The organism is Arthrobacter sp. SAFR-023, assembly GCF_051965295.1.
Lineage (GTDB): Bacteria > Actinomycetota > Actinomycetes > Actinomycetales > Micrococcaceae > Arthrobacter.
Map to the genome: position 1 here is coordinate 60,560 of NZ_JBQCMF010000013.1, position 21,920 is coordinate 82,479.

Sequence of the window (21,920 nt, forward strand, 5' to 3'; positions counted from 1 at the left end):
CCTATGGGTGCCCAAGACAGTCCGCCAGCCCGTGCGGGCGCCGCTCCCCCGCAGGAAGCGATGACGCTGGGGCGGCTTCTGGCTCTTCTGGGCGAAGGCATCTCTGCCGAAGCTCTTGAGACACAACTGGCTGCTATGCAGGCGGAGCACCTCCTCGACCCGTCGACGGCAGCGGCGGCCCGCAGCCTCCATGCACGGCTTCGGGAGGCGAGCCGGAGGGAGGGCCTGCTCCGCGTCCTGTACGACACCGCCACGGACCTCACCGGCATCCGCGACGTCGAGGCCGTCCTGAAGGCCATCGTCCGCAGAACCCGCTCGCTCATCGGCAGCGACATCGCCTATCTGAGCCTGAACGACTACAACTCCGGGGAATCGTACATCCGGGTGACTGACGGCGCCGCCACAGCCCTGTTCCGGAACATCCGCATGCCCCTGGGCGAGGGCGTCCTCGGTGCTGTGGCCACCGGCGAAGCCCCTTCGCAATCCGCGGACTACCTTGTGGACCAGACCAAGTCGCACCTTGAGTCGAGTGACGCGGCGGTCGCGGCCGAAGGCGTACGGGCCATCATGGGCGTTCCCTTGCGGGCCGAGGGCAAGGTCATAGGCGCGCTCCTCGTGGCGGACCGGCACGCGCACACGTTCAGCAGCGACGACGTCGCACTCATGGAATCCATCGGCACCCACGCTGCTGTGGCCCTTGAGAACGCGCGTCACTTCACTGAAATGGCTGATGCCCTGGCCCGTCTGGATCAGGCACAGCGGCAGAATCTTGCCCATTTGAAAGCCTTGGAAGAGCTCTCCTCCCTTGACCAGAGGCTGATGGAGACCCTCGCGTCCGCCAACAGCCTGCCCAACCTCATGATGCTTCTCGCCGAATCCATGGACAGCGAGGTGTCCGTCGTTTCACCCATGGGCGAGACCCTGGCAGGACTCGGTGCCAACCCCGACTTTGGCAGTCCCGCGGCCTTAAGCGCCGCGGAACTCTCCGCCGCGCGGACGCTGCCTATGCCTTTTACAGTCAGGGGCCGGCACTACACCGTGATGTCCGCGGTGGCCGGCGACCAGCATCTGGGTTCGCTGATCGTTGCCGGCCACGTCAGCCAGGACCGGCTTGCAGTGCTGGAACGAAGCGCCCTGGTCCTCAGTGCGGCGTTGCTCTCTGAAAGAACCTTCCAGGACGCGCAGTACCGGCTGCAACTCGAGCTCGTAGACGAACTCCTGAATCCGCGGTCCGAGGATACCGAAGCGCTGAAACGGCGGGCCGGCAGATTCGGCTTGGCGGACAACATCCCGCTGGTGGTCCGGGTGGTGGGCGTCCGGGAGGACCAGCGGCAGAGGGCTCTGGCAGTACTGAAGCGGCATTCGCAGGACCGTCCCGGCATCACTGCCCTTCACGAGTCCCATCTGTGCGTCATCGAGCCGCCCGCGCGCCGAGGCGGCACTTCCGGTGTTGACGTGGGCGAGGACAACGGACAGTCACTCGTTGATGCCCTGAAGCACCAGCGCATCGAGGCCAGCGTCGGATCGTCCCAGTCGGTGGCGGGATTCTCCCGGCTGGCGGACGCTCACGCCGAGGCTGATGCCGTGCTGCGTGCGCTGCAGGCGCTGGCACGAAACGGGGAGGCAGCCGACCGGGCTGCCCTCGGCACAGCCGGCATGCTGCTGGGCGCCATGGACAGCCCCTTTGCCGCCCAGCTGCTGGCGGCTCAGCTCGGACCCCTGCTGGACTATGACGGCCGCCGGGGAACACAGCTGGTTCTGACCGCCTGGACCTTCCTTGAGAACGACGCCTCCGGCACCGCTGCGGCGGAGGCCCTGCACATTCATCCCAACACGCTTCGCCAACGGCTAGAACGCATCGACAGTGTCCTCGGGGCCAGCTGGCGCAGGGGCGGCCGGTCCCTGGACATCCACGTGGCACTGCGGCTCTGGCGTCTGCAGTCCGCCGGGAGCCGGGGCCACTAGCACTGGCCCGGCGCACCCTGCATGTGGTTTCCAAGCACATGCTTCCGCCGCCAATGTGGCAAAAACTTCCATAGGCCACGTCACACCGCTCTGGAACGATGAGATCTGCGGCACCTGTCAGGTAGCCGGCGATCCCCACCCTTAGGAGTCAGTAACAATGTCGTGTGCGCATGCAGCGGGCATCCGTCCCGCAACCTTCGGCGTCCTGCGCTTGCCGCGGAACATCGTCGTCGGCGCCCAGCAGCGTTTTGCCATCGCCGATATCGCAGCAGAGCTCGGTGACAGCGTCCTCATCTGCACGGACCCCCGGCTCGCGGCTTCGGACGAACTGCAGAGCCTCGTTACAAGCCTTGAGAGCCGGCAGCTGTCCGTCCGGGTCTACGGAGAAACCCAGGCCGAACTGCCCACCCCAGGCATCATGGCGTGCATCGAAGAGCTCAAGGGCCAGGACGTCGACGTCGTCATCGGCTTCGGTGGCGGCAGCTGCATGGACATGGCAAAAGTGGTCTCGGTGCTGCTGACGCACGGCGGCCAGCCCAGCGACTACTACGGCGAATTCGCCGTTCCCGGTCCCGTCAAGCCCGTCATCGCCTTGCCCACCACGGCGGGCACCGGGTCCGAAGCGACTGCCATTGCCGTGGTCTCCGACCCCGGACTCGGCATGAAGATGGGCATCTCAAGCCCCCACATCATCCCCTTCGCCTCGGTGTGCGACCCCGAACTGACTTACACCTGCCCGCCGTCCCTGACGGCAGCCACCGGCGCGGACACCTTCGTCCACTTGGTCGAATCGTTCACCGCCATCACCCGGGAACCAACCCGCACGCTCGCCAGCGAGCGCGTGTTCGTGGGCAAGAATGTCCTGACCGACTCCCTGGCACTGGACGGGATCCGGCTCCTCGGCAGAAGTCTGGCCACCGCCTACAAGGACCCGGGCAACACCGATGCCCGAGCCGACATGATGCTCGCCGCACTCTACGGCGGCATAGTCCTCAGCAACGCCGGAACGGCGGCGGCGCACGCCATCCAGTACCCCGTTGGCGCGCTGACACACACTCCACACGGCGTGGGCGTCGGCCTGCTGCTCCCCTACGTTGTCCGCCACAACTTCAGCGCCATCGAACCGCAGCTGGGGCAGATTGCCGAGGCGCTCGGACGCGACATCAAAGGCCTGGACTCCCGGAGCGCGGCGGTTGCCGGAGTGGAGGCCATCGACGAAATCATCGCCACCATTGAACTGCCTGCAACGCTTCAGGACCTCGGCGTCCAGGAGGCCGACCTTGGCCAGATCGCCAGGCTGTCCCTGAACTCGAAGCGGCTCATCGACAACAACCCGGTGCCGCTCGACCTCGAGTCAGTTATGTCCATCGTGCAGGCCGCTTACGACGGCGACCGTACCATCCGCTAAAACGCTTCGCTGTCCTATCAGCACCTGATCAAAACCCGAGGATCCCCCATGACAATTCTTTCCGCCCAGGAACCGCTCGACGTCGATGAGCTTGCGGTCCCCCGCCAGCTGCTCATCGCCGGAGGCTGGCAGGACGCCACCGCCGGCCACACCGTCGACGTCGTTAATCCTTCCGATGGGACCATAATCACCACCATCGCGGACGCCGACGTCGAGGACGGCCTCGCCGCCGTCGATGCCGCCGCCGCGGCATTCCCCGAGTGGGCGGCGACGCCGCCCCGGCGCCGCGCCGAAGTCCTCAGCCGCTGCTTCGAACTGATGACGGAGCGCAGCGAACAACTGGCCCGCCTCATCTCCCTCGAGAACGGCAAGGCCCTTCCCGATGCCCGGGGAGAGGTGGCCTACGCCGCAGAGTTCTTCCGCTGGTACGCCGAGGAGGCCGTCCGGATCATCGGCGAGGTGTCCACCTCGCCGTCAGGTGCAAACCGCATCCTGGTTCAGCACCAGCCGATCGGTGTCTGCGTCCTGATCACGCCCTGGAACTTCCCCGCCGCCATGGCCACGCGCAAACTCGCACCCGCGCTTGCCGCGGGCTGCACCGCGGTGCTCAAGCCAGCGACGCTGACCCCCTTGACCTCACTGGCCATCGCCCAGCTGATGGCCGATGCGGGCATCCCGGCCGGCGTCGTCAACGTGATCACCACGAGCAAGACGGGCGACGTCATGACGCCGATCCTGGCTGACCCCCGCGTTCGTAAGCTGTCGTTCACCGGTTCCACCGGAGTCGGGCGCCACCTGTTGCGGCAGGCGGCGGACAACGTCCTCAAGTGCTCCATGGAACTGGGCGGCAACGCCCCTTTCCTGGTGTTCGAGGACGCCGACCTGGACAAGGCTATCGACGGCGTCATGATTGCCAAGATGCGCAACGGCGGCCAGGCCTGCACCGCAGCCAACAGGATCTACGTACAGCGCGGAATCCAGTCGGAGTTCGCAAGTCGCTTGGCCGCCCGCATGGCCGCCCTGACGGTCGGGCCGGGCACGGATCCGTCCACCGACGTGGGTCCGCTGGTGGATCAGGCAAGTGTCCTGAAGGTGGACGCCTTGGTCCGCGATGCCCTCGACCAGGGTGCGCGCCTGCTCACCGGCGGGCAGATGCCGCAAGGGGAAGGCTACTACTACCCGCCCACGGTGGTAACCAACGTGCCGCTCCATGCACGCATGGTCAGTGAGGAAATCTTCGGGCCGGTGGCATCGGTTATCGGTTTCGACACCGAAGACGAAGTCATCGCGGCTGCCAACGACTCCGAGTACGGCCTCGCGGCGTATGTGTTCACCGAGGACCTGCGCCGGGGGCTGCGGGTATCCGAGCGCATCGAAAGCGGAATGGTGGCCCTCAACCGGGGACTCGTCTCTGACCCGGCCGCACCGTTCGGCGGCGTCAAGCAAAGCGGCCTGGGACGCGAAGGCGCCCATCAGGGCCTGTTGGACTTCACTGAAACCAAATACATCGCCGTCGACTGGTGAACCGGGTTCACTCCCCCTAATCATTCCCCACGTCCCTATTTGACCTTCGAAAGAGAAGACCAATGACGCTCTCTGCAGCAACTGCCGGCAACGCACGTCGAGTGCCCTGGCGGGTATCCCTCGCCAGCTTCGCCGGAACCACCATCGAGTGGTATGACTACTACATCTTCGGCCTCCTTGCGGCCACCGGCGTTTTCAGCAGGCTCTACTTCCCCGAGCAGGACCCCGCTACCGGTCTCCTGCTGGCCTTCCTCACGTACGCGGTCGGCTTCGTTGCCCGGCCCTTCGGCGGCATGTTCGCCGGCCACTACGGCGACAAGATCGGCCGCAAGCCGATGCTGGTGCTGTCGCTCCTCCTGATGGGCTTCGCCACCCTGGCGATGGGCCTGTTGCCCGCCTACGCACAGATCGGCGTTTGGGCTCCGATCCTGCTGACCGTCCTGCGGCTCGTGCAGGGGTTCGGTGCGGGCGCCGAATGGGCCGGGGCCGCCATCATCTCCACCGAACACGCCCCGGAAGGCCGCCGCGGATTCTTCGGCAGCTTCACCCAGATGGGCGTCCCGGCCGGGATGCTGCTTGCCAACTCGTCCGTCCTGGCCGTGAAGGCCAGCGTCCCTGCGGATGTCTTTGATGCCTGGGCCTGGCGCATTCCGTTCCTGCTGAGCGTACTGCTGATCGTCGTGGGCCTGGTGGTCCGGGCAAAGCTCGAGGACTCCGAGGACTTCAAGGAGCTCGTGGCCAAGAAGCAGACCGCTCACAACCCGCTTGGCGAGGCCCTCAAGAAGGAAACCAAGGGCGTCTGGCTGGTTGTCGGCATGCGCCTCGCCGAGAACTCGGCCTTCTACCTGTACACCACCTTCTCGGTTGTCTACATCATGCGGACGTTCGGCCCCGAACGCGCCAACCAGGGATCCATGTCCGTTCTGATCGCTTCCGCCATCGGCGTCATCGCCGTGCCGCTCTGGGCGGCGCTGTCCGACCGGATCGGCCGGAAGCCGCTTTACCTGTTCGGCTCCATCGGCGGACTGCTGTTCTTCCCGCTCTACTTCGTCATGACGGACACCGGCAGCGCCCTGCTGGCAACCCTGGCCATCATCATCGGCCTCGCGGTCTTCCACAACTCCATGTACGGCCCGCAGGCCGCCTTCTTCGCCGAACTCTTCTCCACAAAGCTCCGCTACAGCGGCGCCTCCATGGGCTACCAGTTCGGATCGGTCCTGGCCGGAGGCATCGCGCCGCTGGTCGCGGTGGCCCTGCTCAACGCAGGCAACGGCGAACCCGGCTGGGTGATCCTGTACTTCAGCATCATCGGCGTCATCACCGTAGCTTCCGCAATCCTGGCGCCGGAAACGGTGAAGCGCGTGCGCGGCAGCCTTGAGGCCGCGCAGCAGCAGGATTCGCCGGTCTCGGAGAATGCAACTTCCCAGACCGGCGTCCGCTAGGAAACATTTAGCACACCCAGGCTAGAAAAAACCGGCGGCATTGGCAGTGTGGACTGCCAATGCCGCCGGTTTTTCTCCCCCGTCAGGCCGGGGCCAGCTCTTCGGCCCGCGGCAGCGGGTCCAGGTGGCTGATGCCCGTGGGCGTGATCTGCAGGACCCGTGCCGTGGCAATGTCATAGAACAGGCCCGTCACATGGACGTCACCGCTCCGGACGGTGTCCTGCAGGCTGGCGTGCTGCTGCAGCCGCTCGAGCTGGACGGCAACATTGACCATGGCCAGCTGGTCCACCGCGCCGTACCCGGCTTGCTCGGCTGCAACCTGGACGGGGTGGCCCGCATGGAACGACTCAAGGCTCGGCCGTCCGTGGTCCAGCCAGGACTCGACGGGGCAACGCTCCTCCTGCCCTTCCGTACCCTGGCCGGAGCCCTGCTGGACCGAGGCCTGCTGGCCTGAGGCCTGCTGGTGCGGGCCAGGTCCGGCGAGCAGGGCCGTCATGGCGCCGCAGCCGGAGTGGCCGCAGACCACCACCGACGTGACCGACAGCTCGTCGAGGGCGAACTTCAGCGACGCCTCAACGGACGGTTCGAGGCGGTCACTACCCACCACGTTGCCCACGTTCCGGACCGTGAACAGGTCACCCGGGCCGCTGCTGGTGATCAGGTTGGGCACCAGCCGGGAATCGGCGCAGGTGATGAACAGCGTGTCGGGGTCCTGGAACGTGGAGAGCTCCTGGACGTGCGGACGCAGCAGGTGGGCGTGGCGGCGGTGGTAGCTGTCCACGCCGTTAAGCACTGACCGTACCGGGGCCGGGACGTGCCCGGCTGCCTCCGTGGCCAGCGGCGCCCCGTCCCGCTGCCAGCTCCGCCACGGCGCGAAGCCGCCGCGCAGTGCGGAGCGCGACGAGCCGCGTGCCGGAGTTCCCGCCACGGCGGCGTGGAGCGTGGCGGTGCCGGATTCCTCGATCTCGACGCTGCCGCCGTTCTTTACGTGCCGCACGCGCCAGGCCTCCAGGGTGTCGTGCACCGGGTGGTCGAGGTAGTCGACGTCGAGCTCCACCGTGACAACAGCCGCCGGCGGCACCGCGGCCAGCACCTTGCTCAGGCGGGGCAGCGACAGGAACGTGCAGGAGCCGTCGATGACCACGCGCCAGCGGCCTTCGGCGGTTCCGCCGAGGGGCTCCGCGTGGATGCTCGCCCGGACCACACGCCACAGGACCAGCAGCACTGCCAGCGCCAGCCCGATCAGTACCCCTGCCAGCAGGTTGACGAACACCACCGTGAGCAGAGTGGCGGCGTAGACGGCCAGGTCACCCGTGACGCGGGCCGTCTGGAAATCGGCCACCTTCACGAGGCGGATGCCGATCATGATGAGCAGGCCGGCCAGCACGGCCTGGGGCACCAGCTGGATGACTCCCGCCAGCAGCAGGGAAAAGACCAGAACCCAGATGCCGTGGAGGACGGCGGACTTGCGGGTGTGTGCCCCGGCCTCGACGTTGGTGGCACTGCGGACGATCACACCGGTGACCGGCAGGCCGCCCAGCATGCCTGACGTCACGTTGGCAGCGCCCTGGCCGAGCAGTTCACGGTTGAAATTCGTACGCTCGCCGTGGTGCATCTTGTCGACGGCGACGGCGGACAGCAGCGACTCCACGCTCGCCACCAGGGCGATGGTGACGACGCCGACGGCAATGGCGGTCCATTCCCCCTGCGGCAGGTGCGGGAGGGCAAGGGCATCCAGCAGTGAACCATCGAAGGTGATCCGGTCGACGTCGGAATTGAACGGGAGGGACAGCAGCGTCGCGGCCACTACGGCGACCAGCGGGCCGGGCACGCGGCGGATGGCGGCCGGCATGTGCTTCCATGCGACGAGCAGTGCGATCACCACAGCCCCCAGGAATGCAGCCTGCGGATCAACGGCGGCCAGGCTGTCCGGCAGTGCCACAATATTGTGCAACGCCGCTTCGCCGGCTTCGCTGCCGAGCATCACATGCAGCTGCTGCAGGACGATGATGATGCCGATCCCGGCAAGCATCGCGTGCACCACCACCGGCGCAATGGCAAGCGCCACCCGGCCCACCTTGGCCATGCCAAGCAGCACCTGGAGGACGCCGGCGGCCACGGTGATGGCGCAGGTGACGGGCCAGCCGAACTGCTCGATGAGGCCGGCGACAATAACGGTCAGGCCTGCTGCCGGTCCGCTGACCTGCAGCGGCGAGCCGCCCAGGCTGCCGGCAACGATGCCTCCCACCGCTGCCGCGATCAGTCCGGCCATGACCGGCGCCCCGGACGCGGCGGCGATGCCGAGCGACAGCGGAACGGCAACGAGGAACACCACGAGGGACGCGGGCAGGTCCCAGCGGAGGCCCGATGTCAGGCGAGCCAGGACTGGTATCCGGCTCCTGCCGGGGTGGATGGGTTGTGGATCCGTGGCGGCTGGCGAGGGCATATAAGTCCTTAGCTCGTTCGAAGGGTCCTTATCCACGCTATTGACGCCCCGCCAGAGGCCGCAAGGAGAGGGCCCGTGAGAAGAAACACGAGGTCAGGGGAGACATAATGCGAAAACTAGTGCACTAATCCATTCGTTTGCATAATGCCGCGGTACTTCGTCCGGGGCAGTTTCCCATGGCGCAAGGAGTCCCGGCCGGGAAGGAAAACCGGCCGCCGTTCAAGTCACATGGAGGCCGGAGACGTCCGGCGCCGGATCAGCCGACCAAGATTTAACCTGCCGGAAATCTTTGGCAGCGCGCTTAAAGGGCAATGGATCCATCCGGGGATGGATCCATTGCCTAAAACCGGTTTGCCGGCGGGCGGTTTAGCGCTTGACGGCGTCCAGCTTCAGCATCTTGGCGATGACGTGGTCCAGCTGGGAGTCGTCGAAGATCTTCTTCCAGTCGTCCTTGATGATGGTGTCCTTGCCGTACTGGATGGCGATTTCGCAGGCCTCGGAGAACGGGTTGGAGCCGCGCAGGGCGTTGGTGAGGGCGATCTGCACGTGGCCGAACAGCATGGCCTTGGCTGCCTCCTCGGGCACTCCGCAGGTGTTCACGGTCTCGTGCAGCGCCTCGTTGAGCAGGGTGCCGATCATGCAGGCCACGGTCTCCACGAGGGTTGGCTCGAGGATGGCGAGCTGCTTCACGGTGACCCAGTGGACGTCGATCACGGGGGCGTAGATGACCTTGATGGTTGCCTCGGCGGCAGCCCGGGTGGCCTCGGATGCGTCCTCGTCGATGGCTGCGACGACGTTCTGCGGGGCGCCCTCGCCGCCGAAGGTGTCGGCCCATTCCTCCTTGGTGGTGCGCTCCAGGAATACGGACGGGTGGCAGGGGTGGGCCACGGCTTGGACGACGTCCTCGCGCTGGGCGAGCAGGCCGGCGTAGGCGGCGGCCGGGTCCAGGGTGAGCAGGATCGCGCCGGACTTCATCTGCGGGACGACGCCTTCGGACACGACGCCCAGGACGGTGTCCGGAACGGCGAGGATCACGACGTCGGCACCCTTGACGGCCTCGTCGGTGGCGGTGATTTCACGGCCTTCGGCGCGGACGCGGTCCTGGCCGGCGGGTGAGTTCTCGGAGTAGAACACGGTGTGGCTGGACTTCTGGAGGTTGCGGGAAACGCGCATCCCCATCTTGCCTCCGGCTCCGATAACGGCGACGGTCAACTGTTCTGCAGACATTTCATTTGCTCCTTAGGAAATCGAGGCTTTGCTGGGTCCACTGGTTTTCGAGGCGGATGGTCTCGTCCTCGGAGTCCTGCCACGGCAGCCAGTGTTCGACGATCTGGTTGATGTTTCTTTCTTTGGGCTGAAGCTTCCGGACCATGTAGTCGTAGTCCAGGAGGCCTTCGCCGAGCGGTGCGCCGGAGTATGTGAATCCGACCCACCCCTCCTTGCGGCTGAACGCAAAGTCTTTGATGTGCATGTTCAGCACGTGGGGTGCGACGGCGTCTATCACCTCACGCGGGGACTCCAGGGCCGCCACGGTGTTGGCCGGGTCGCTGCACACGCCCAGGTACAGGCTTCCGACGCGCTCCACGACCTCCAGGATCCGGGAGGTGGGGACCTGTTCATACGTTTCGATGGCGATCTTCACTCCGGCGGCCTTGAACTCTGGCAGGACCTCGGTGAAGATCTCCACGGCCTCGTCCGCCGTCGGGGTGTGGCCCGGGACGTTGAACATGGTCCGCAGCAGGGGTGCGCCCAGGATCCTGGCGATGTGCAGGAACTTCCGGAGGTGCGCCGGCCGGATGCCCTTGGTGCCCAGCTCGAGGCTGATCCCGAGCGAGTCCGCGGTGGCCCGCACGGCCAGCAGGTCGTCGTCGCTCATGGTTTCAAGCGGTGCGTAGTCGCAGATCTGGAACAGGTCCACGCCCAGCGCCGCGGTCCGCTCCAGCGCTTCATGGATGCTGAGCGGCTTGCTGACCTGGTCCGAGAGCTGCCAGAAGAACGCGTAACTGCTGAGCCCGATTCTTGAACCCTGCCCAATCCGGCTCATGCTGCCACCTCCAGGAGCCCGAGGCGGGCTGCGGCCTCGTCCAGGATGTCGCGGACGGCTGCCGGGTTGTGGGCGAAGCGGCCCAGGAACAGTCCGGCGACGGCGGGGCCGAGCTGGCTGATGAGGCCGGGGCCGGCGCTGCCGCCGTAGATGACCCGGCTGTCTTCCTGGCCGGGCCGGCTGCGCAGGTGGGCGTCCAGCCCGGTGATGACGTCGCTGATGAACTCCGGCGAGGCCGGTTCGGGTGCTCCGATGGCCCACTGCGGCTCGTACGCCACGATGGTGCGCCCGGTGCTACCCAGGCTGCCGGCGCGGTTCAGGACGCCGTCGATTTCGCGGATGCAGTGCTTGATGGCGTCCGCCGCGGTGCCGCGGCCGGGTTCGCCCACGCACAGCACGGGGGTGAGGCCATTGCGGTAGGCCGCCGCGGTCTTGAGCCCGATCACGTCGTCGTCCTCCCCGAAGATGCGGCGCCGTTCGGCGTGGCCCACCTCGGCGTACCGGCCGGCGGTTTCGGCCACCATCTTGCCGCTGACCTCGCCGGTGAAGGCGCCCTCGTCCTCCCAGAAGATGTCCTGGGCACCGGCTGCCGCACCGGCGGCGGACAGGATCCGCGCGCATTCGGGCAGGACCGGGTGGGCGGGCAGGGCAAACAGTTCAATGTCGCCGCGGCGGACGGCAGGGTGGGCCGAGGCGATCGCGGCCACGTCCCGGCACCAGTCCAGCGTGCGCTCGTAGCCGAAGTACATCTTCAGGCTGACGCCGATGATCGCCTTCGGGTGCCCGGAGCCGGCGGCGGAGGGGTTAGCAGGAAGTGACACCTTCGTAGTCCTTAATCAGGGTGACCTTCTCGGCGGAGGCCGAGGATTCATCAAAGGTGTACGTCAACCATTCCTTGGCCAGGCGCCGGGCGAGTTCCAGGCCGACGACGCGCTGGCCGAAGGTGAGGACCTGGGCGTTGTTGGACAGGACCGAGCGTTCAACGGAGAAGCTGTCGTGCGCGGTGACGGCGCGGACGCCGGGAACCTTGTTCGCCGCGATCGCCACGCCCAGGCCCGTGCCGCAGACCAGCAGGGCGCGGTCGGCCTTGCCGGCGGCGATGAGTTCGGCGGCGGCGATGGCCACGGACGGGTACGGGGTGTGGCTGGTGGCGTCCACTCCGACGTCGGTCACGGACTCGACCAGTTCACTGGCTTCCAGGTCCGCCTTCAGGGCTTCCTTGTACTCGAATCCTGCGTCATCGGAACCGACGATCAGGCGCAGTTTGACGCTCATGCGTTCTCCTTAGTGGTGGTTGCTGCAGCTTTCGCCTCGGCGAGGGTGTTGTGGATGGCGCGGACGATCAGCGCCATGGAGACGGCCCCGGCGTCCGGGGTGCCGAGGCTCTTCTCGGCGTGCGGGCGGGCCCGGCCCATCAGGGGCAGCAGGTTGGCGGTTTCCTCTGCCGCCTGCTGGGCCACCGTGGCGGCAGCGCCCCAGGCGTCGGTGAGGGACTGCCCCGAGCCGACGCCGGCGGACAGGGCGTCGCGGAACGGAACCAGCACGTCCACGAGGGTCTTGTCGCCCACCTTGGCCTTGCCAAAGCCCATGATCGAGGCGGCGGCCCCGGCCACTCCGGTGGCGACAGCACCGCCGTCGGGCGTGTTGCTGTTCCCGATCGCGTCCCCGACTGCCCGCAGGGCCATGCCCCAGAGCGCACCGGAGGTGCCGCCGGCCCGGTCGGCCCAGGCATCGGCGGCCAGGTGCAGGGTGGTGGCCGCGCCGGCGCCGCGTTCGACGGCGTCCGTTGCGGCCTCGACCGCGGCCCGGACACCGCGCTCCATGCCGATGCCGTGGTCGCCGTCGCCGGCGACCGCATCGATGCGTCCCAGTTCCTCGACGTTGGCGTCGACGACGTCCTTGGCGGCGGCGAGGGCGGCCAGGACACGGACCGCAGCCGCACGCGACTCGTCCGTTGTTTCCGGAATGACCGTGGCTTCGGCGGACAGTTCGTCGGCGTTCAGGGCAGCAGTGTCGAGGGCAGCGGCCGTGACGGCTCCGCGGCGGAAGGCAGGCGCGTCGGCCGGTGCCTTCCAGAGGGTTTCCAGTTCCTCGTCGAGCCAGAAGAGGGTCAGCGAGGTGCCGGCCATGTCGAAGCTGGTGACCAGCTCGCCGACCTGCGGGTCAACCGCTTCCAGGCCGGCCTCGGCCAGGAGCTGGGCGACGCGGCGGTAGACCACGAACAGTTCCTCGTACTTGACGCTGCCCAGGCCGTTGAGGATCGGCACCACCCGCGCACGTTCGTTGGTGTCGCGAGGCGACGCAAGCCCCTCCGGGACCTCGGTGAGGAGCTTGGCCACCAGCAGCTCGGCGAGCTCGTCCGCCGTCGGGACGTCGGTTTCATCGATGCCGGGTTCACCGTGAATGCCCATGCCCACGGCCATCCGGCCCTCGGGGACGGTGAACAACGGGGTCTCGGCCCCGGGAAGGGTGCAGCCGGTGAGCGCGACGCCGAAGGACCGGGTGCGGTCGTTGGCGCGTTCGGCGATTTCCACCGTGGCGTCCATGCCGTAGCCGGCCTCGGCGGCGGCGGCCGCGACCTTGAAGACCGTCAGGTCCCCCGCGATGCCGCGCCGCTTCGCCCGCTCGGCCAGCGGGGCGGAGGAGACGTCGTCGGTGACGGCGATGCTGCGGCAGTCGATGCCCTCACGGCGCAGGCGCTCCTGTGCCTGGGTGAAGTGCAGGACGTCGCCGGCGTAGTTGCCGTAGCCCAGCAGGACGCCGGCGCCGTTGTTAGCGGCCTTGGCCACGCTGTAAACCTGCTGCGCCGACGGGGACGCGAAGAGGTTGCCCATCGCGGCACCGTGCGCCAGGCCCTGGCCCACCAGCCCGGCGAACGCCGGATAATGCCCGGAACCGCCGCCGATCACCAGTGCCACCGTGTCCGGGGTGCTCTTCGTGCTGCGGGCCACCCCGCCACTCACGCGACGGACCCACCGGCCGTGGGAGGCGACAAAGCCCTCGATCATCTCATCAGCGAACGCTGCGGGTTCATTGAACAAGCGGGTCATTCCGGTTTCTCCTGGGCCTATCAGTGGAAGTCTTGGGAAGCTGCGGTTGAAGCCGCCTCGGGGTTGTGGTGACCCAGCTGACTGGCAGTTGTTGTCATTATGGCCGTCCAAAACGACAACAACTGCGAGTCGGTTGGGTGGGCCGCGCTTAGGGCTCGGAGTGGTGTCCGGCGCCCGTGGGGTCCAGCGCCTCGGCGGCGATGCCCTCACTGACCTTGCCGGAGCGGCTCAGCGCCACCATCAGGACGCAGGACAGGAGCATGAAGCCGCCGACGACGAACATCGGGACGGTGTAGTTTCCGGTCAAGTCCTTAAGCCAACCGGTGATGTAACCGGCGCTGAAGCCAGCCAGGTTGCCGACCGTGTTGATCAGGGCGATGCCTGCCGCGGCGGCTGCGCCGGTGAGGAACTGCGTGGGAACGGTCCAGAAGTTGGGCAGCGCGGCGAAGATGGACATGGCCGTGATGGTGATGACGGCGATGGTGGCTGCCGGGGACCCGGCGAACAGGGCCAGCGGGATGCTGAGTCCGCCGACCAGGGCAGGAATGGCGATGTGCCAGGTCTTGACGCCCCGCTTGGTGGCGTCCTTGGACCAGAAGTACAGGGCGATGGCTGCCGGCAGGTACGGGATCGCGGTGATCAGGCCCTTCTGGAAGACATCGAACTTGGCGCCGTAAATGCCTTCGAAGCCGGCGATGATGGTGGGGAGGAAGAAGCCCAGTGCGTAGAGGCCATAGATGAAGCCGAAGTAAATTGCGGCAAGCATCCAGACGCGGCCGTTGCCGAATACCGTGCGGACGCTGACGTGCTTGTTACTGGCAGCGGTTTCCTTCTTTTCCTTCTCCAGGGCACCGGTCAGCCAGGTCTTCTCTTCGGACGTGAGCCACTTGGCCTTGGCCGGGGAGTCAGCGAGGTAGAACCAGGCAATGATGCCGATGATGATGGCGGGGACGGCAACGCCGAAGAACATGACCCGCCAGCCTGCGAGGCCGAAGAGGCCGTGCTGCTGGATGAGGAGGCCGGCGAGCGGGGCACCGATGACGGTGGTCAGCGGCTGGGCCAGGTAGAAGAGAGCAAGGATCTTGCTGCGGTGCCGGGCCGGAACCCAGAGGCTCAGGAAGAGGATGGCGCCCGGGAAGAAGCCGGCCTCGGCCACACCGAGGATGAAGCGCAGGATGTAGAGCTGCTCAACGTTTCCGACCCAGGTAAACAGGAGCGAAACGATGCCCCAGCTCACCATGATGCGGGCCAGCCAACGCCGGGCGCCGAACTTGTGCAGGGCCAGGTTGCTGGGGACCTCGAGCAGGATGTAGCCGATGAAGAAGACGCCGGAAGCGAAGCCAAACTGAGCCGCGGAGAGCGCGAGGTCGGTGTTCATGCCGTTGGGGCCGGCGAAGGAGATGGCCGTGCGGTCCAGGTAGTTGATGAAGAACATCAAAGCGACGAACGGCACCAGCCGGATAGCCACTTTCCTGATTGCAGATCTCTCGACCACCGATTGTGTGGTGTCCACATTGACTCCTAGATATTGGTTACCCCGGCCGCGTCCTGCTCTGGATGCCTGGGGGTTGTCTCAATGCCGTCCGCCGGAGGAGACCGGCATTGGCTACGCGTTGTGACATCAACCATAGGACCGTCGAGGTGAATTGGTCAACCGGTTGATGGATTGTCCTGCGCTTCACCGCCGGCCCCGGAAATTGGTCAGCCGGTTGCTACCCTTTGAAGATGTCCGATAACTCCGCAGCCGCCACGGCCAAGATCAGCGCCGCCCTTGGCCCCATGGAACAGGGGTCGGTGGTATCCGAGGTCGCGGAACGCCTGCTGGCCTACTTCACCAGCGGAGACATAGCGGCTGGCACCAGGCTTCCTGCCGAACGGAAGCTTGCCGCATCCCTCGGCGTCGGCCGGTCCGCAGTCCGCGAAGCGTTGGCAGCCCTGGAGATCCTGGGCATCGTGATCGTGCGGCCAGGCTCCGGCACGTATCTGCGGGACGGCGTCTCCGAACTGCTGCCCCGGACCCTGAGCTGGGGGCTCATGCTGGGCGCTCCCCGCACCCGCGAGCTGGTGGAGCTGAGGAGCGGGCTCGAGGTGCAGGCGGCGCAGCTGGCGGCTGAACGCATCGACAATGCGGCGCTGGACCGCATGCGCGCCAACCTGCAGACCATGGAAGACAACCTCGAGGACCTGGCCGCGTTCGTCGAGGCGGACGCCGCGTTCCACCGGGAGATCGCCACCAGTTCGGGTAACCAGGTGCTCCGCGAGCTGCTGCAAAGCATCCGCTCGCTGCTCCGCATCTGGGTGGACCGGGCGCTTACGGACGAAGGCCACGCGGCCGCGGCGCTGAAGGAACACCGCGACATCTTCACCGCCCTCGAAGCCCATGATCCCGGTGCCGTCACGGCTACCATGCGTTCACACATGCAGACTGCCACCCGGCGGCTGCTCGCGGGGTTTGACGCCGCCCAGTAGGGCGCGCGATGCTGCCCAACTGTGGGGGTGCGTCCCTAGGAATTCTCGAAGGCCGCGACGCGAGTCTGATCCCATGCTCAATGACCACGGAATCCGGGAAGCCCTGACGAAGCTTGAGAGCGAGCAGCGGGACGTCCTGGTGGCACTTCACTACTGCCGGCTCACGGTGCCCGAAGCGGCGGTGCAGCTGGGTATTCCCGCCGACTCGGTAAACCACCGGGCGCTTGCCGCGCTGCGGGCCCTGCGCCGGCTCCTTGACCAACGCAGCGCTGCCCAGAGCCTTCCGTAGCCACGCGGCCATCGGTCGGGGCGTTAAGGGCCGGGCGCGGGAGGTGCGGCCAGCTGCGCACTGACCTCGCCGGCCCAGGCGTCGATGGCGTCCCAGTCACGGAGGTCGCCAAACCTCCCGCCGGTAAGACGGAACAAGCCCCGGAGCACGGCCGGCATCTGGGCAGCCTGGTAGACGCCGGAGAACAGTTTGTGGTCTCGAAGCGGGACCTGTGGCAGCAGATACTGTGCCAGGCGTTCCTGCTGCAGCGCTGCCCCGCGCGCGCGAAGAAACTGGGGCAGTCCATCGGACATTCCCACGCTGAAACACCACACCGGCATCCCCTCCAGCTCAGCGGAGAAACGGCTGACAAAGGACACGGCCGAGGGCAGCCATTCCTGGTTATGAATGGCGCTGCCCAGGATGACGGCGTCGTACCCGGAAGCGGCCTCGACGTCGCCCACCGGCCGGCACTCAACGTCGTTCACGGCATCCCGCACACGCGAGGCAATGCGCTCCGCGATCTCGGCCGTGGACCCGAACGCGCTTGCATAGGCAACCAGGACGGACATGGGGAAACTCCCTTCCGATCTCAAGCGTGGCAGAAATTCCGGCGAGCGGAAGAGGCGTATGTATCCGGTCCTTGACATGCCGTCCGGGCAGGCCTACAACGTGGCATAACAAGCAGCGGCAACTGCAATTCAAGCCTTCATCCCCGGAGCAGAAATATCCACAACAGGAGGTCCAGATGCCAGGTTTAATCCGCAAAAATTTTGACTCGCCCGAGGAGACCCGACCGTTTGAGGACGGCAAGGGTCAACTCCAACTGGTCAACATGGAGGGCGGCGGCGTCGGCCGTGCCACGTTCGAGCCGGGATGGCGGTGGTCCGAGCACGTAAAACCGATCTCAGGAACCGACAGCTGCCAGGCTGCCCACATGGGCTACTTCATCTCCGGCCGGATGAAGGTGGTCATGGATGACGGCGAGGAAATGGAGTTCGGGCCGGGCGATTTCGGCATCATTCAGCCCGGACATGATGCCTGGACCGTGGGCGATGAAGCCTGCGTGGTAATCGACTGGCAGGGGTTCTCGGACTACGCGAAGAGGTGAGCAGCACGCCGGTGCCGCGCCAACCCGCGTTTGGGTGAGGCGGCACCGGGCGTGACATCATACGGAGCATGGCCCAGAAAATTGCGTTCCAGGGTGAGCCCGGCGCCAACTCAGACATAGCCTGCAAGCAGATGTACCCCGGCTTGGAGAGCGTTCCCTGCGCCAGCTTCGAGGACGCGTTCGAGCTGGTGTCCAGCGGCGAGACGGATCTGGCCATGATCCCGATCGAGAACTCCATCGCTGGCCGGGTGGCCGACATCCACCTGTTGCTGCCACACTCGGGCCTGCAGATCGTGGGAGAGTTCTTCCTGCCCATCCACTTCGACCTGCTAGGCATCCCGGGCAGCACCATCGAGGGGGCCACCGAGGTCCACAGCCACATTCACGCTCTGGGCCAGTGCCGGAAGCTAATCCGCGCGGCCGGGCTCAAACCCGTGATCGCCGGCGATACCGCCGGGTCAGCCCGCGAGGTGCGCGAGTGGAACGATCCCACCAAGCTGTCCCTCGCGCCGCCGCTCGCTGCCGAACTCTACGGACTGGAGGTCCTGGCCTCAGCGGTCGAGGACGACCCCTCCAACACCACCCGCTTTGTGGTCCTGGCCCGGGAGACGGAACTGCCGGCCCGGGAAGCCTTGCCCGGACCTGCAGTCACCAGCTTCGTGTTCCGTGTCCGGAACGTTCCCTCTGCGCTCTACAAGGCACTGGGCGGCTTCGCCACGAACGGCGTGAACATGACCCGGCTTGAAAGCTACATGGTGGGTAACGAGTTTGCCGCGACCATGTTCATGGCAGACGTCGAAGGCCACCCCGAGGACCTGCCGCTCAGCCTGGCCTTGGAGGAATTGGGCTTCTTCACCACCGAACTGTGGATCCTCGGGGTCTACCCGGCCGCAGACCACAGAACAGAGCGGGCGGCCAGCAACTAAGCCGCAGTCTTGCCCTGCGGCCGGTTCCGGACCTTGAGGACCTCTCGAACCAGGAGCCCCGCCAGCAGGGCCCAGAACGCCGCCCCGATTCCCAGGAAGCTCAGCCCTGAGGCGGCGACGAGGAAGGTCACCACGGCGCCTGTCCGCTCGCCCGGCTCAGCCAGCGCTGACGCGATTGAGCCGGCGAGTGTGCCCAGCAGGGCCAGTCCGGCGACGGCTTCCAGCACCCCCGGAGGAGCCGAAGCCACCAGGGCGGCGAGCCCCGCGGAGAAGGTTCCCAGGACCAGGTAGGCCAGACCCGACACGAAACCTGCCACCCAGCGCCGGCCGCGGTCCGCGCCTGCTTCCTCCCCGGCGGCCAGGGCGGCGCTGAGCGCGGCAAGGTTGATGGCGTGGCCGCCGAACGGCGCGGCCAGCAGCGTGCCGGTACCGGTGACCAGCATGGAGACCCGCCACGGCGCCTGGTAACCGAAGGACCCCAGCACCGCCACCCCGGGCACATTCTGGGACGCCATGGTGACGATGTACAGCGGCAGTGCGATGCCCGCCACCGCACCGAGCGACCAGGAAGGCGCTGTTCACACCATCGCCGGCAGCAGGCCCGCCGTCGGCACGGCCCGTCCTTCAACGGCCAGCTGAACCAGAATGCCGGCGAGCGCGACGGCCAGCGCACCAGGGACCGACCAGCGGGGCGCGAACCGTGCCAGCACCAGCCAGCAGAGCAACAGCGGGACCACCAGCAGCGGAGCGCTCTGCAGGCCCTCCACCGGGGCGAGGCACAACGGCAGGAGTACCCCGGCCAGCATGGCTTGCGCCAGGGGTGTCGGGATGCTGCTGACCAGCCGCCCCAAAGGGCGGACGAGTCCGGTCACAGCGATCAGAACCCCGGTCACCAGAAAGGCGCCGACGGCGGCCGGCCACCCACCGTCGGGGACTCCCGCGACGGCCAGCAGGGCGGCCCCCGGCGTGGACCAGGCGAGGGTCACCGGGGTCCGGCTCCGCCAGGCGAGGAGCACCACCCCGGCGCCGACCATCAGGCAGAGGGCCAGGAGGCCGCTCGACGCCTGCTGCGGGTTTGCCCCGACGGCACGGAGGCCGGAGAGGACCACGGCGAAGGTCGAGGTGAAGCCCACAAGCGCCGTCACTATGCCCGCCATGACCGGCCTTACCAGCCCCTCGGAATCAGGGGTTACGGGGTGGCGGGATAGTTGGGGCGATGACAGCGGCATGTGAAAGTACGTTACCGGAGACTGTCTGCCGGCATCTTGTCATCGTGCCCCCGGCGATGCAGACTGGTGCACCACCTGTCCTGACTGCCAGGCCGAAGGAGTCCACCATGAACCCGCTGCACGCGCTAGTTGATGCCATCGAACACTTCGACCGGCTGGACGGGGTGGCGTCCGCCATCTCCAAGGCCGTTGGAAAAGCCGTCCAGCCGCGGCCTGTCCGCAATACGCTCAGCGGCACGTCGCTGGGCCATCCGCTGCATCCCGTCCTGACCGATTTCCCCATCGGGGCCTGGACCATGGCCACCGTCCTGGACACCGTGGGCGGGCCCGCTTCCGAGCCGGCCGCCGACATCCTGGTCGCCGTCGGAATTGCAACGGCCGTTCCAACCGCAGCCGCCGGCCTCAACGACTGGTCCGACACGCAGGGAAAGTCACGGCGGGTGGGGCTGGTCCATGCCGTAGCCAACGGATCGGCGCTTTGCCTGTTCTCGTCCTCGGCAGTGGCCCGGGCCTCCGGCAGCCGGACCATGGGAAAAGCCCTCAGCCTGGCCGGCTTCGGGGTACTGATGTTTGGCGGTTTCCTCGGCGGCCACCTCGTTTTCGGCAACGCAGTCAACGTCAACAAGACGGCAGCCAGGACCGGCCCGAGGGACTGGAAGCCCGTTCTGGCGGAGTCCGAACTTGCAGACGGCGAGCACCGGAAGGTGGACGCGGGCAAGGTCTCGGTTCTGCTGTACCGCTCCGGGTCCCGGATCCTGGCCCTGGACAGCGTGTGCAGCCACATGGGAGGTCCGCTCGAGGAGGGAACAGTCGCAGACGGCTGCGTCACCTGCCCCTGGCACGGCAGCATGTTCCGGCTTGAGGACGGCCATATAGTCCGCGGGCCGGCAACCACGCCCCAGCCGAGCTATGACGCCAGGGTGAATGGCGGCCAGATCGAAGTCCGCCGGCGCGGCTAGCTGAGACCGTCCGGGAACGCGCAGTTCCCCCTAGCTTCCGCACCCCGCTGCTGATAGATTGCCCACCTCAGACCGGCAGGAGTCCTGGGGAGGGCACCATGGGAATAACGGATCCGCACGCCATGCAGATGGCCTGGGCGGCGCGCTTCAATGCCAGGGACGTCGACGGAATGCTGGAAATGTTCGAGCCGGATGCGGTCTTTGTCCCCCAGCCGGGCATGCCCACCACGGGCGAAGACAGCGTTAACGCCATGATGGGATTCCTCCAGGTAGGGTTGCCTATCAGTCTGACTACGCGCCATGTCTACGTCATCGGTGACCTTGCCTTGGCCATCGCCGACTGGGCCATCAAAGGCACAGCGGCCGACGGCAGCGAGGTCGACCTCCACGGCACTACGGCCGACGTCCTGCGCAGAGGACACGAGGGTTGGAAGATCGTTCTCGACAACCCGTTCGGCACTGCCTGAATCGTAGTCCGGGTCGAGGCCGGGGTCCGGCCTGCAATCCGGCCGAACCGAACCCGCAAAAAATTTTTCCGGCGACCTGTCGATTTCCGCCGGGCCCGTTCGACGGGATAGTAGACGGACGCACACGGCGTCCGCGTCAACGCAAGGAGAGAACCATGAAGTACATGTTCATCATGCGCGCCACGGACGAAGCCATCGAAGCGTCGAAGCAGGTTCCGTTCGAGGAGATCCTCAACCAGATGGGCGCCTACAACGAGCAACTCATCAAGGCCGGTGTCATGCTCGCTGGCGAGGGCCTGACCGACCTGTCCGAAGGCTCGGCCTTCGTGGTCAACTTCGACGAGGAACCTCCGGTGGTGACGGACGGCCCCTACGGCGAAACACATGAACTGTTCAACGGCTTCTGGATTGTCCAGGTGGCATCCAAGGAAGAGGCCAAGGAGTGGGCCAGCCGCTGCCCGCTTGGTCCCGGTTCGAAGCTTGAGGTGCGCCGGATTGCTGAGGCCGACGACTTCGCCGATCTTGCGGACAACGAGTACATCAAGAAGGAAGCGGTGTGGCGCCAAGAGCTGAACCAGCCCTGAGCCGGCAGGTGAGCAACGGAGGGATCCG

Annotated in this window: 19 protein-coding genes and 1 pseudogene; 11 read left to right on the plus strand and 9 right to left on the minus strand. The window is 66.8% G+C overall.

Annotated features, from left to right (window positions below; all coding sequences use genetic code 11):
* The first annotated feature begins 3 nt into the window (after nt 1-3).
* From ACTHQX_RS14755 to ACTHQX_RS14770, 4 genes are all read left to right on the plus strand, one after another.
* Nucleotides 4-1,965: a helix-turn-helix domain-containing protein gene (locus ACTHQX_RS14755; protein WP_440158203.1), complete on the plus strand. Its 1,962-nt coding sequence runs from the start codon at nt 4-6 to the stop codon at nt 1,963-1,965.
* Nucleotides 1,966-2,122: 157 nt separating this feature from the next.
* Complete coding sequence (locus ACTHQX_RS14760) at nt 2,123-3,373, plus strand: iron-containing alcohol dehydrogenase (protein WP_440158204.1); 1,251 nt, start codon at nt 2,123-2,125, stop codon at nt 3,371-3,373.
* 48 nt (nt 3,374-3,421) lie between these two features.
* Nucleotides 3,422-4,897 carry an NAD-dependent succinate-semialdehyde dehydrogenase gene (locus ACTHQX_RS14765; protein WP_440158205.1) on the plus strand — a complete coding sequence of 492 codons (1,476 nt, stop codon included), beginning with the start codon at nt 3,422-3,424 and terminating at the stop codon, nt 4,895-4,897.
* A 62-nt stretch (nt 4,898-4,959) separates the two neighbouring features.
* The gene (locus tag ACTHQX_RS14770) at nt 4,960-6,339 is read left to right on the plus strand and encodes an MFS transporter (protein ID WP_440158206.1); all 1,380 of its coding nucleotides are present in this window, start codon (nt 4,960-4,962) and stop codon (nt 6,337-6,339) included.
* Nucleotides 6,340-6,421: 82 nt separating this feature from the next.
* On the opposite strand, the gene ACTHQX_RS14775 is transcribed toward ACTHQX_RS14770, so the two are convergent.
* From ACTHQX_RS14775 to ACTHQX_RS14805, 7 genes are all read right to left on the minus strand, one after another.
* A complete protein-coding gene (locus tag ACTHQX_RS14775) occupies nt 6,422-8,785 on the minus strand; it encodes a SulP family inorganic anion transporter (protein ID WP_440158207.1) in 2,364 nt (787 codons plus the stop codon).
* A gap of 366 nt (nt 8,786-9,151) precedes the next feature.
* Entirely contained in the window at nt 9,152-10,012 is an 861-nt protein-coding gene (locus tag ACTHQX_RS14780) for a phosphogluconate dehydrogenase C-terminal domain-containing protein (RefSeq protein WP_236805463.1), read from the minus strand.
* Nucleotide 10,013: 1 nt separating this feature from the next.
* Nucleotides 10,014-10,829 carry a sugar phosphate isomerase/epimerase family protein gene (locus ACTHQX_RS14785; protein WP_440158208.1) on the minus strand — a complete coding sequence of 272 codons (816 nt, stop codon included), beginning with the start codon at nt 10,827-10,829 and terminating at the stop codon, nt 10,014-10,016.
* A complete protein-coding gene (locus tag ACTHQX_RS14790) occupies nt 10,826-11,650 on the minus strand; it encodes a triose-phosphate isomerase family protein (protein WP_440158210.1) in 825 nt (274 codons plus the stop codon). Before ACTHQX_RS14790 ends, ACTHQX_RS14785 begins: the two co-directional genes overlap by 4 nt.
* Entirely contained in the window at nt 11,634-12,104 is a 471-nt protein-coding gene (locus ACTHQX_RS14795) for a ribose-5-phosphate isomerase (protein ID WP_440158211.1), read from the minus strand. Before ACTHQX_RS14795 ends, ACTHQX_RS14790 begins: the two co-directional genes overlap by 17 nt.
* Nucleotides 12,101-13,879: a dihydroxyacetone kinase family protein gene (locus ACTHQX_RS14800; protein ID WP_440158213.1), complete on the minus strand. Its 1,779-nt coding sequence runs from the start codon at nt 13,877-13,879 to the stop codon at nt 12,101-12,103. The genes ACTHQX_RS14795 and ACTHQX_RS14800 overlap by 4 nt, the downstream gene beginning before the upstream one ends.
* A gap of 148 nt (nt 13,880-14,027) precedes the next feature.
* The gene (locus ACTHQX_RS14805; protein WP_440158215.1) at nt 14,028-15,392 is read right to left on the minus strand and encodes an MFS transporter; all 1,365 of its coding nucleotides are present in this window, start codon (nt 15,390-15,392) and stop codon (nt 14,028-14,030) included.
* A gap of 212 nt (nt 15,393-15,604) precedes the next feature.
* On the opposite strand from ACTHQX_RS14805, the gene ACTHQX_RS14810 reads away from it, so the two are divergent.
* Nucleotides 15,605-16,348, plus strand: coding sequence for a FadR/GntR family transcriptional regulator (locus ACTHQX_RS14810; RefSeq protein ID WP_440158216.1), 744 nt, complete (start codon nt 15,605-15,607; stop codon nt 16,346-16,348).
* A gap of 73 nt (nt 16,349-16,421) precedes the next feature.
* Nucleotides 16,422-16,637, plus strand: a complete 216-nt coding sequence (locus tag ACTHQX_RS14815) for a sigma factor-like helix-turn-helix DNA-binding protein (RefSeq protein WP_440158218.1) — start codon at nt 16,422-16,424, stop codon at nt 16,635-16,637.
* 23 nt (nt 16,638-16,660) lie between these two features.
* Here the strand turns inward: ACTHQX_RS14815 and ACTHQX_RS14820 are convergent, their stop codons facing one another.
* On the minus strand, nt 16,661-17,188 hold the full coding sequence (locus ACTHQX_RS14820; protein WP_440158220.1) for a flavodoxin domain-containing protein: 528 nt from the start codon (nt 17,186-17,188) through the stop codon (nt 16,661-16,663).
* Between the two features lie 176 nt (nt 17,189-17,364).
* Between ACTHQX_RS14820 and ACTHQX_RS14825 the strand changes: the two genes are divergently transcribed.
* Nucleotides 17,365-17,727: a cupin domain-containing protein gene (locus tag ACTHQX_RS14825; RefSeq protein ID WP_440158222.1), complete on the plus strand. Its 363-nt coding sequence runs from the start codon at nt 17,365-17,367 to the stop codon at nt 17,725-17,727.
* A 68-nt stretch (nt 17,728-17,795) separates the two neighbouring features.
* Complete coding sequence (locus tag ACTHQX_RS14830; protein WP_440158224.1) at nt 17,796-18,653, plus strand: prephenate dehydratase; 858 nt, start codon at nt 17,796-17,798, stop codon at nt 18,651-18,653.
* Here the strand turns inward: ACTHQX_RS14830 and ACTHQX_RS14835 are convergent.
* Nucleotides 18,650-19,882 (minus strand): annotated as a pseudogene (locus tag ACTHQX_RS14835) (benzoate/H(+) symporter BenE family transporter). The gene ACTHQX_RS14830 and the pseudogene ACTHQX_RS14835 overlap by 4 nt on opposite strands.
* Before the next feature lie 107 nt (nt 19,883-19,989).
* Between ACTHQX_RS14835 and ACTHQX_RS14840 the strand changes: the two are divergent.
* The 3 genes from ACTHQX_RS14840 (at nt 19,990) to ACTHQX_RS14850 (ending at nt 21,892) form a co-directional block, all read left to right on the plus strand.
* Entirely contained in the window at nt 19,990-20,841 is an 852-nt protein-coding gene (locus ACTHQX_RS14840; protein WP_440158226.1) for a Rieske 2Fe-2S domain-containing protein, read from the plus strand.
* A 98-nt stretch (nt 20,842-20,939) separates the two neighbouring features.
* Nucleotides 20,940-21,308: a YybH family protein gene (locus ACTHQX_RS14845; protein WP_440158228.1), complete on the plus strand. Its 369-nt coding sequence runs from the start codon at nt 20,940-20,942 to the stop codon at nt 21,306-21,308.
* A gap of 155 nt (nt 21,309-21,463) precedes the next feature.
* A complete protein-coding gene (locus ACTHQX_RS14850; protein ID WP_440158229.1) occupies nt 21,464-21,892 on the plus strand; it encodes a YciI family protein in 429 nt (142 codons plus the stop codon).
* Nucleotides 21,893-21,920: the final 28 nt, after the last annotated feature.

Excerpts from the sequence above, each read along its gene's own strand:
- ACTHQX_RS14770 (WP_440158206.1), top strand. The coding sequence starts at position 4,960 with ATGACGCTCTCTGCAGCAACTGCCGGCAACGCACGTCGAGTGCCCTGG.
- ACTHQX_RS14800 (WP_440158213.1), bottom strand. The coding sequence starts at position 13,879 with ATGACCCGCTTGTTCAATGAACCCGCAGCGTTCGCTGATGAGATGATC.
- ACTHQX_RS14755 (WP_440158203.1), top strand. The coding sequence starts at position 4 with ATGGGTGCCCAAGACAGTCCGCCAGCCCGTGCGGGCGCCGCTCCCCCG.
- ACTHQX_RS14810 (WP_440158216.1), top strand. The coding sequence starts at position 15,605 with ATGTCCGATAACTCCGCAGCCGCCACGGCCAAGATCAGCGCCGCCCTT.
- ACTHQX_RS14785 (WP_440158208.1), bottom strand. The coding sequence starts at position 10,829 with ATGAGCCGGATTGGGCAGGGTTCAAGAATCGGGCTCAGCAGTTACGCG.
- ACTHQX_RS14780 (WP_236805463.1), bottom strand. The coding sequence starts at position 10,012 with ATGTCTGCAGAACAGTTGACCGTCGCCGTTATCGGAGCCGGAGGCAAG.
- ACTHQX_RS14820 (WP_440158220.1), bottom strand. The coding sequence starts at position 17,188 with ATGTCCGTCCTGGTTGCCTATGCAAGCGCGTTCGGGTCCACGGCCGAG.
- ACTHQX_RS14845 (WP_440158228.1), top strand. The coding sequence starts at position 20,940 with ATGGGAATAACGGATCCGCACGCCATGCAGATGGCCTGGGCGGCGCGC.
- ACTHQX_RS14760 (WP_440158204.1), top strand. The coding sequence starts at position 2,123 with ATGTCGTGTGCGCATGCAGCGGGCATCCGTCCCGCAACCTTCGGCGTC.
- ACTHQX_RS14765 (WP_440158205.1), top strand. The coding sequence starts at position 3,422 with ATGACAATTCTTTCCGCCCAGGAACCGCTCGACGTCGATGAGCTTGCG.
- ACTHQX_RS14775 (WP_440158207.1), bottom strand. The coding sequence starts at position 8,785 with ATGCCCTCGCCAGCCGCCACGGATCCACAACCCATCCACCCCGGCAGG.
- ACTHQX_RS14830 (WP_440158224.1), top strand. The coding sequence starts at position 17,796 with ATGGCCCAGAAAATTGCGTTCCAGGGTGAGCCCGGCGCCAACTCAGAC.
- ACTHQX_RS14825 (WP_440158222.1), top strand. The coding sequence starts at position 17,365 with ATGCCAGGTTTAATCCGCAAAAATTTTGACTCGCCCGAGGAGACCCGA.
- ACTHQX_RS14850 (WP_440158229.1), top strand. The coding sequence starts at position 21,464 with ATGAAGTACATGTTCATCATGCGCGCCACGGACGAAGCCATCGAAGCG.
- ACTHQX_RS14815 (WP_440158218.1), top strand. The coding sequence starts at position 16,422 with ATGCTCAATGACCACGGAATCCGGGAAGCCCTGACGAAGCTTGAGAGC.
- ACTHQX_RS14840 (WP_440158226.1), top strand. The coding sequence starts at position 19,990 with ATGAACCCGCTGCACGCGCTAGTTGATGCCATCGAACACTTCGACCGG.
- ACTHQX_RS14795 (WP_440158211.1), bottom strand. The coding sequence starts at position 12,104 with ATGAGCGTCAAACTGCGCCTGATCGTCGGTTCCGATGACGCAGGATTC.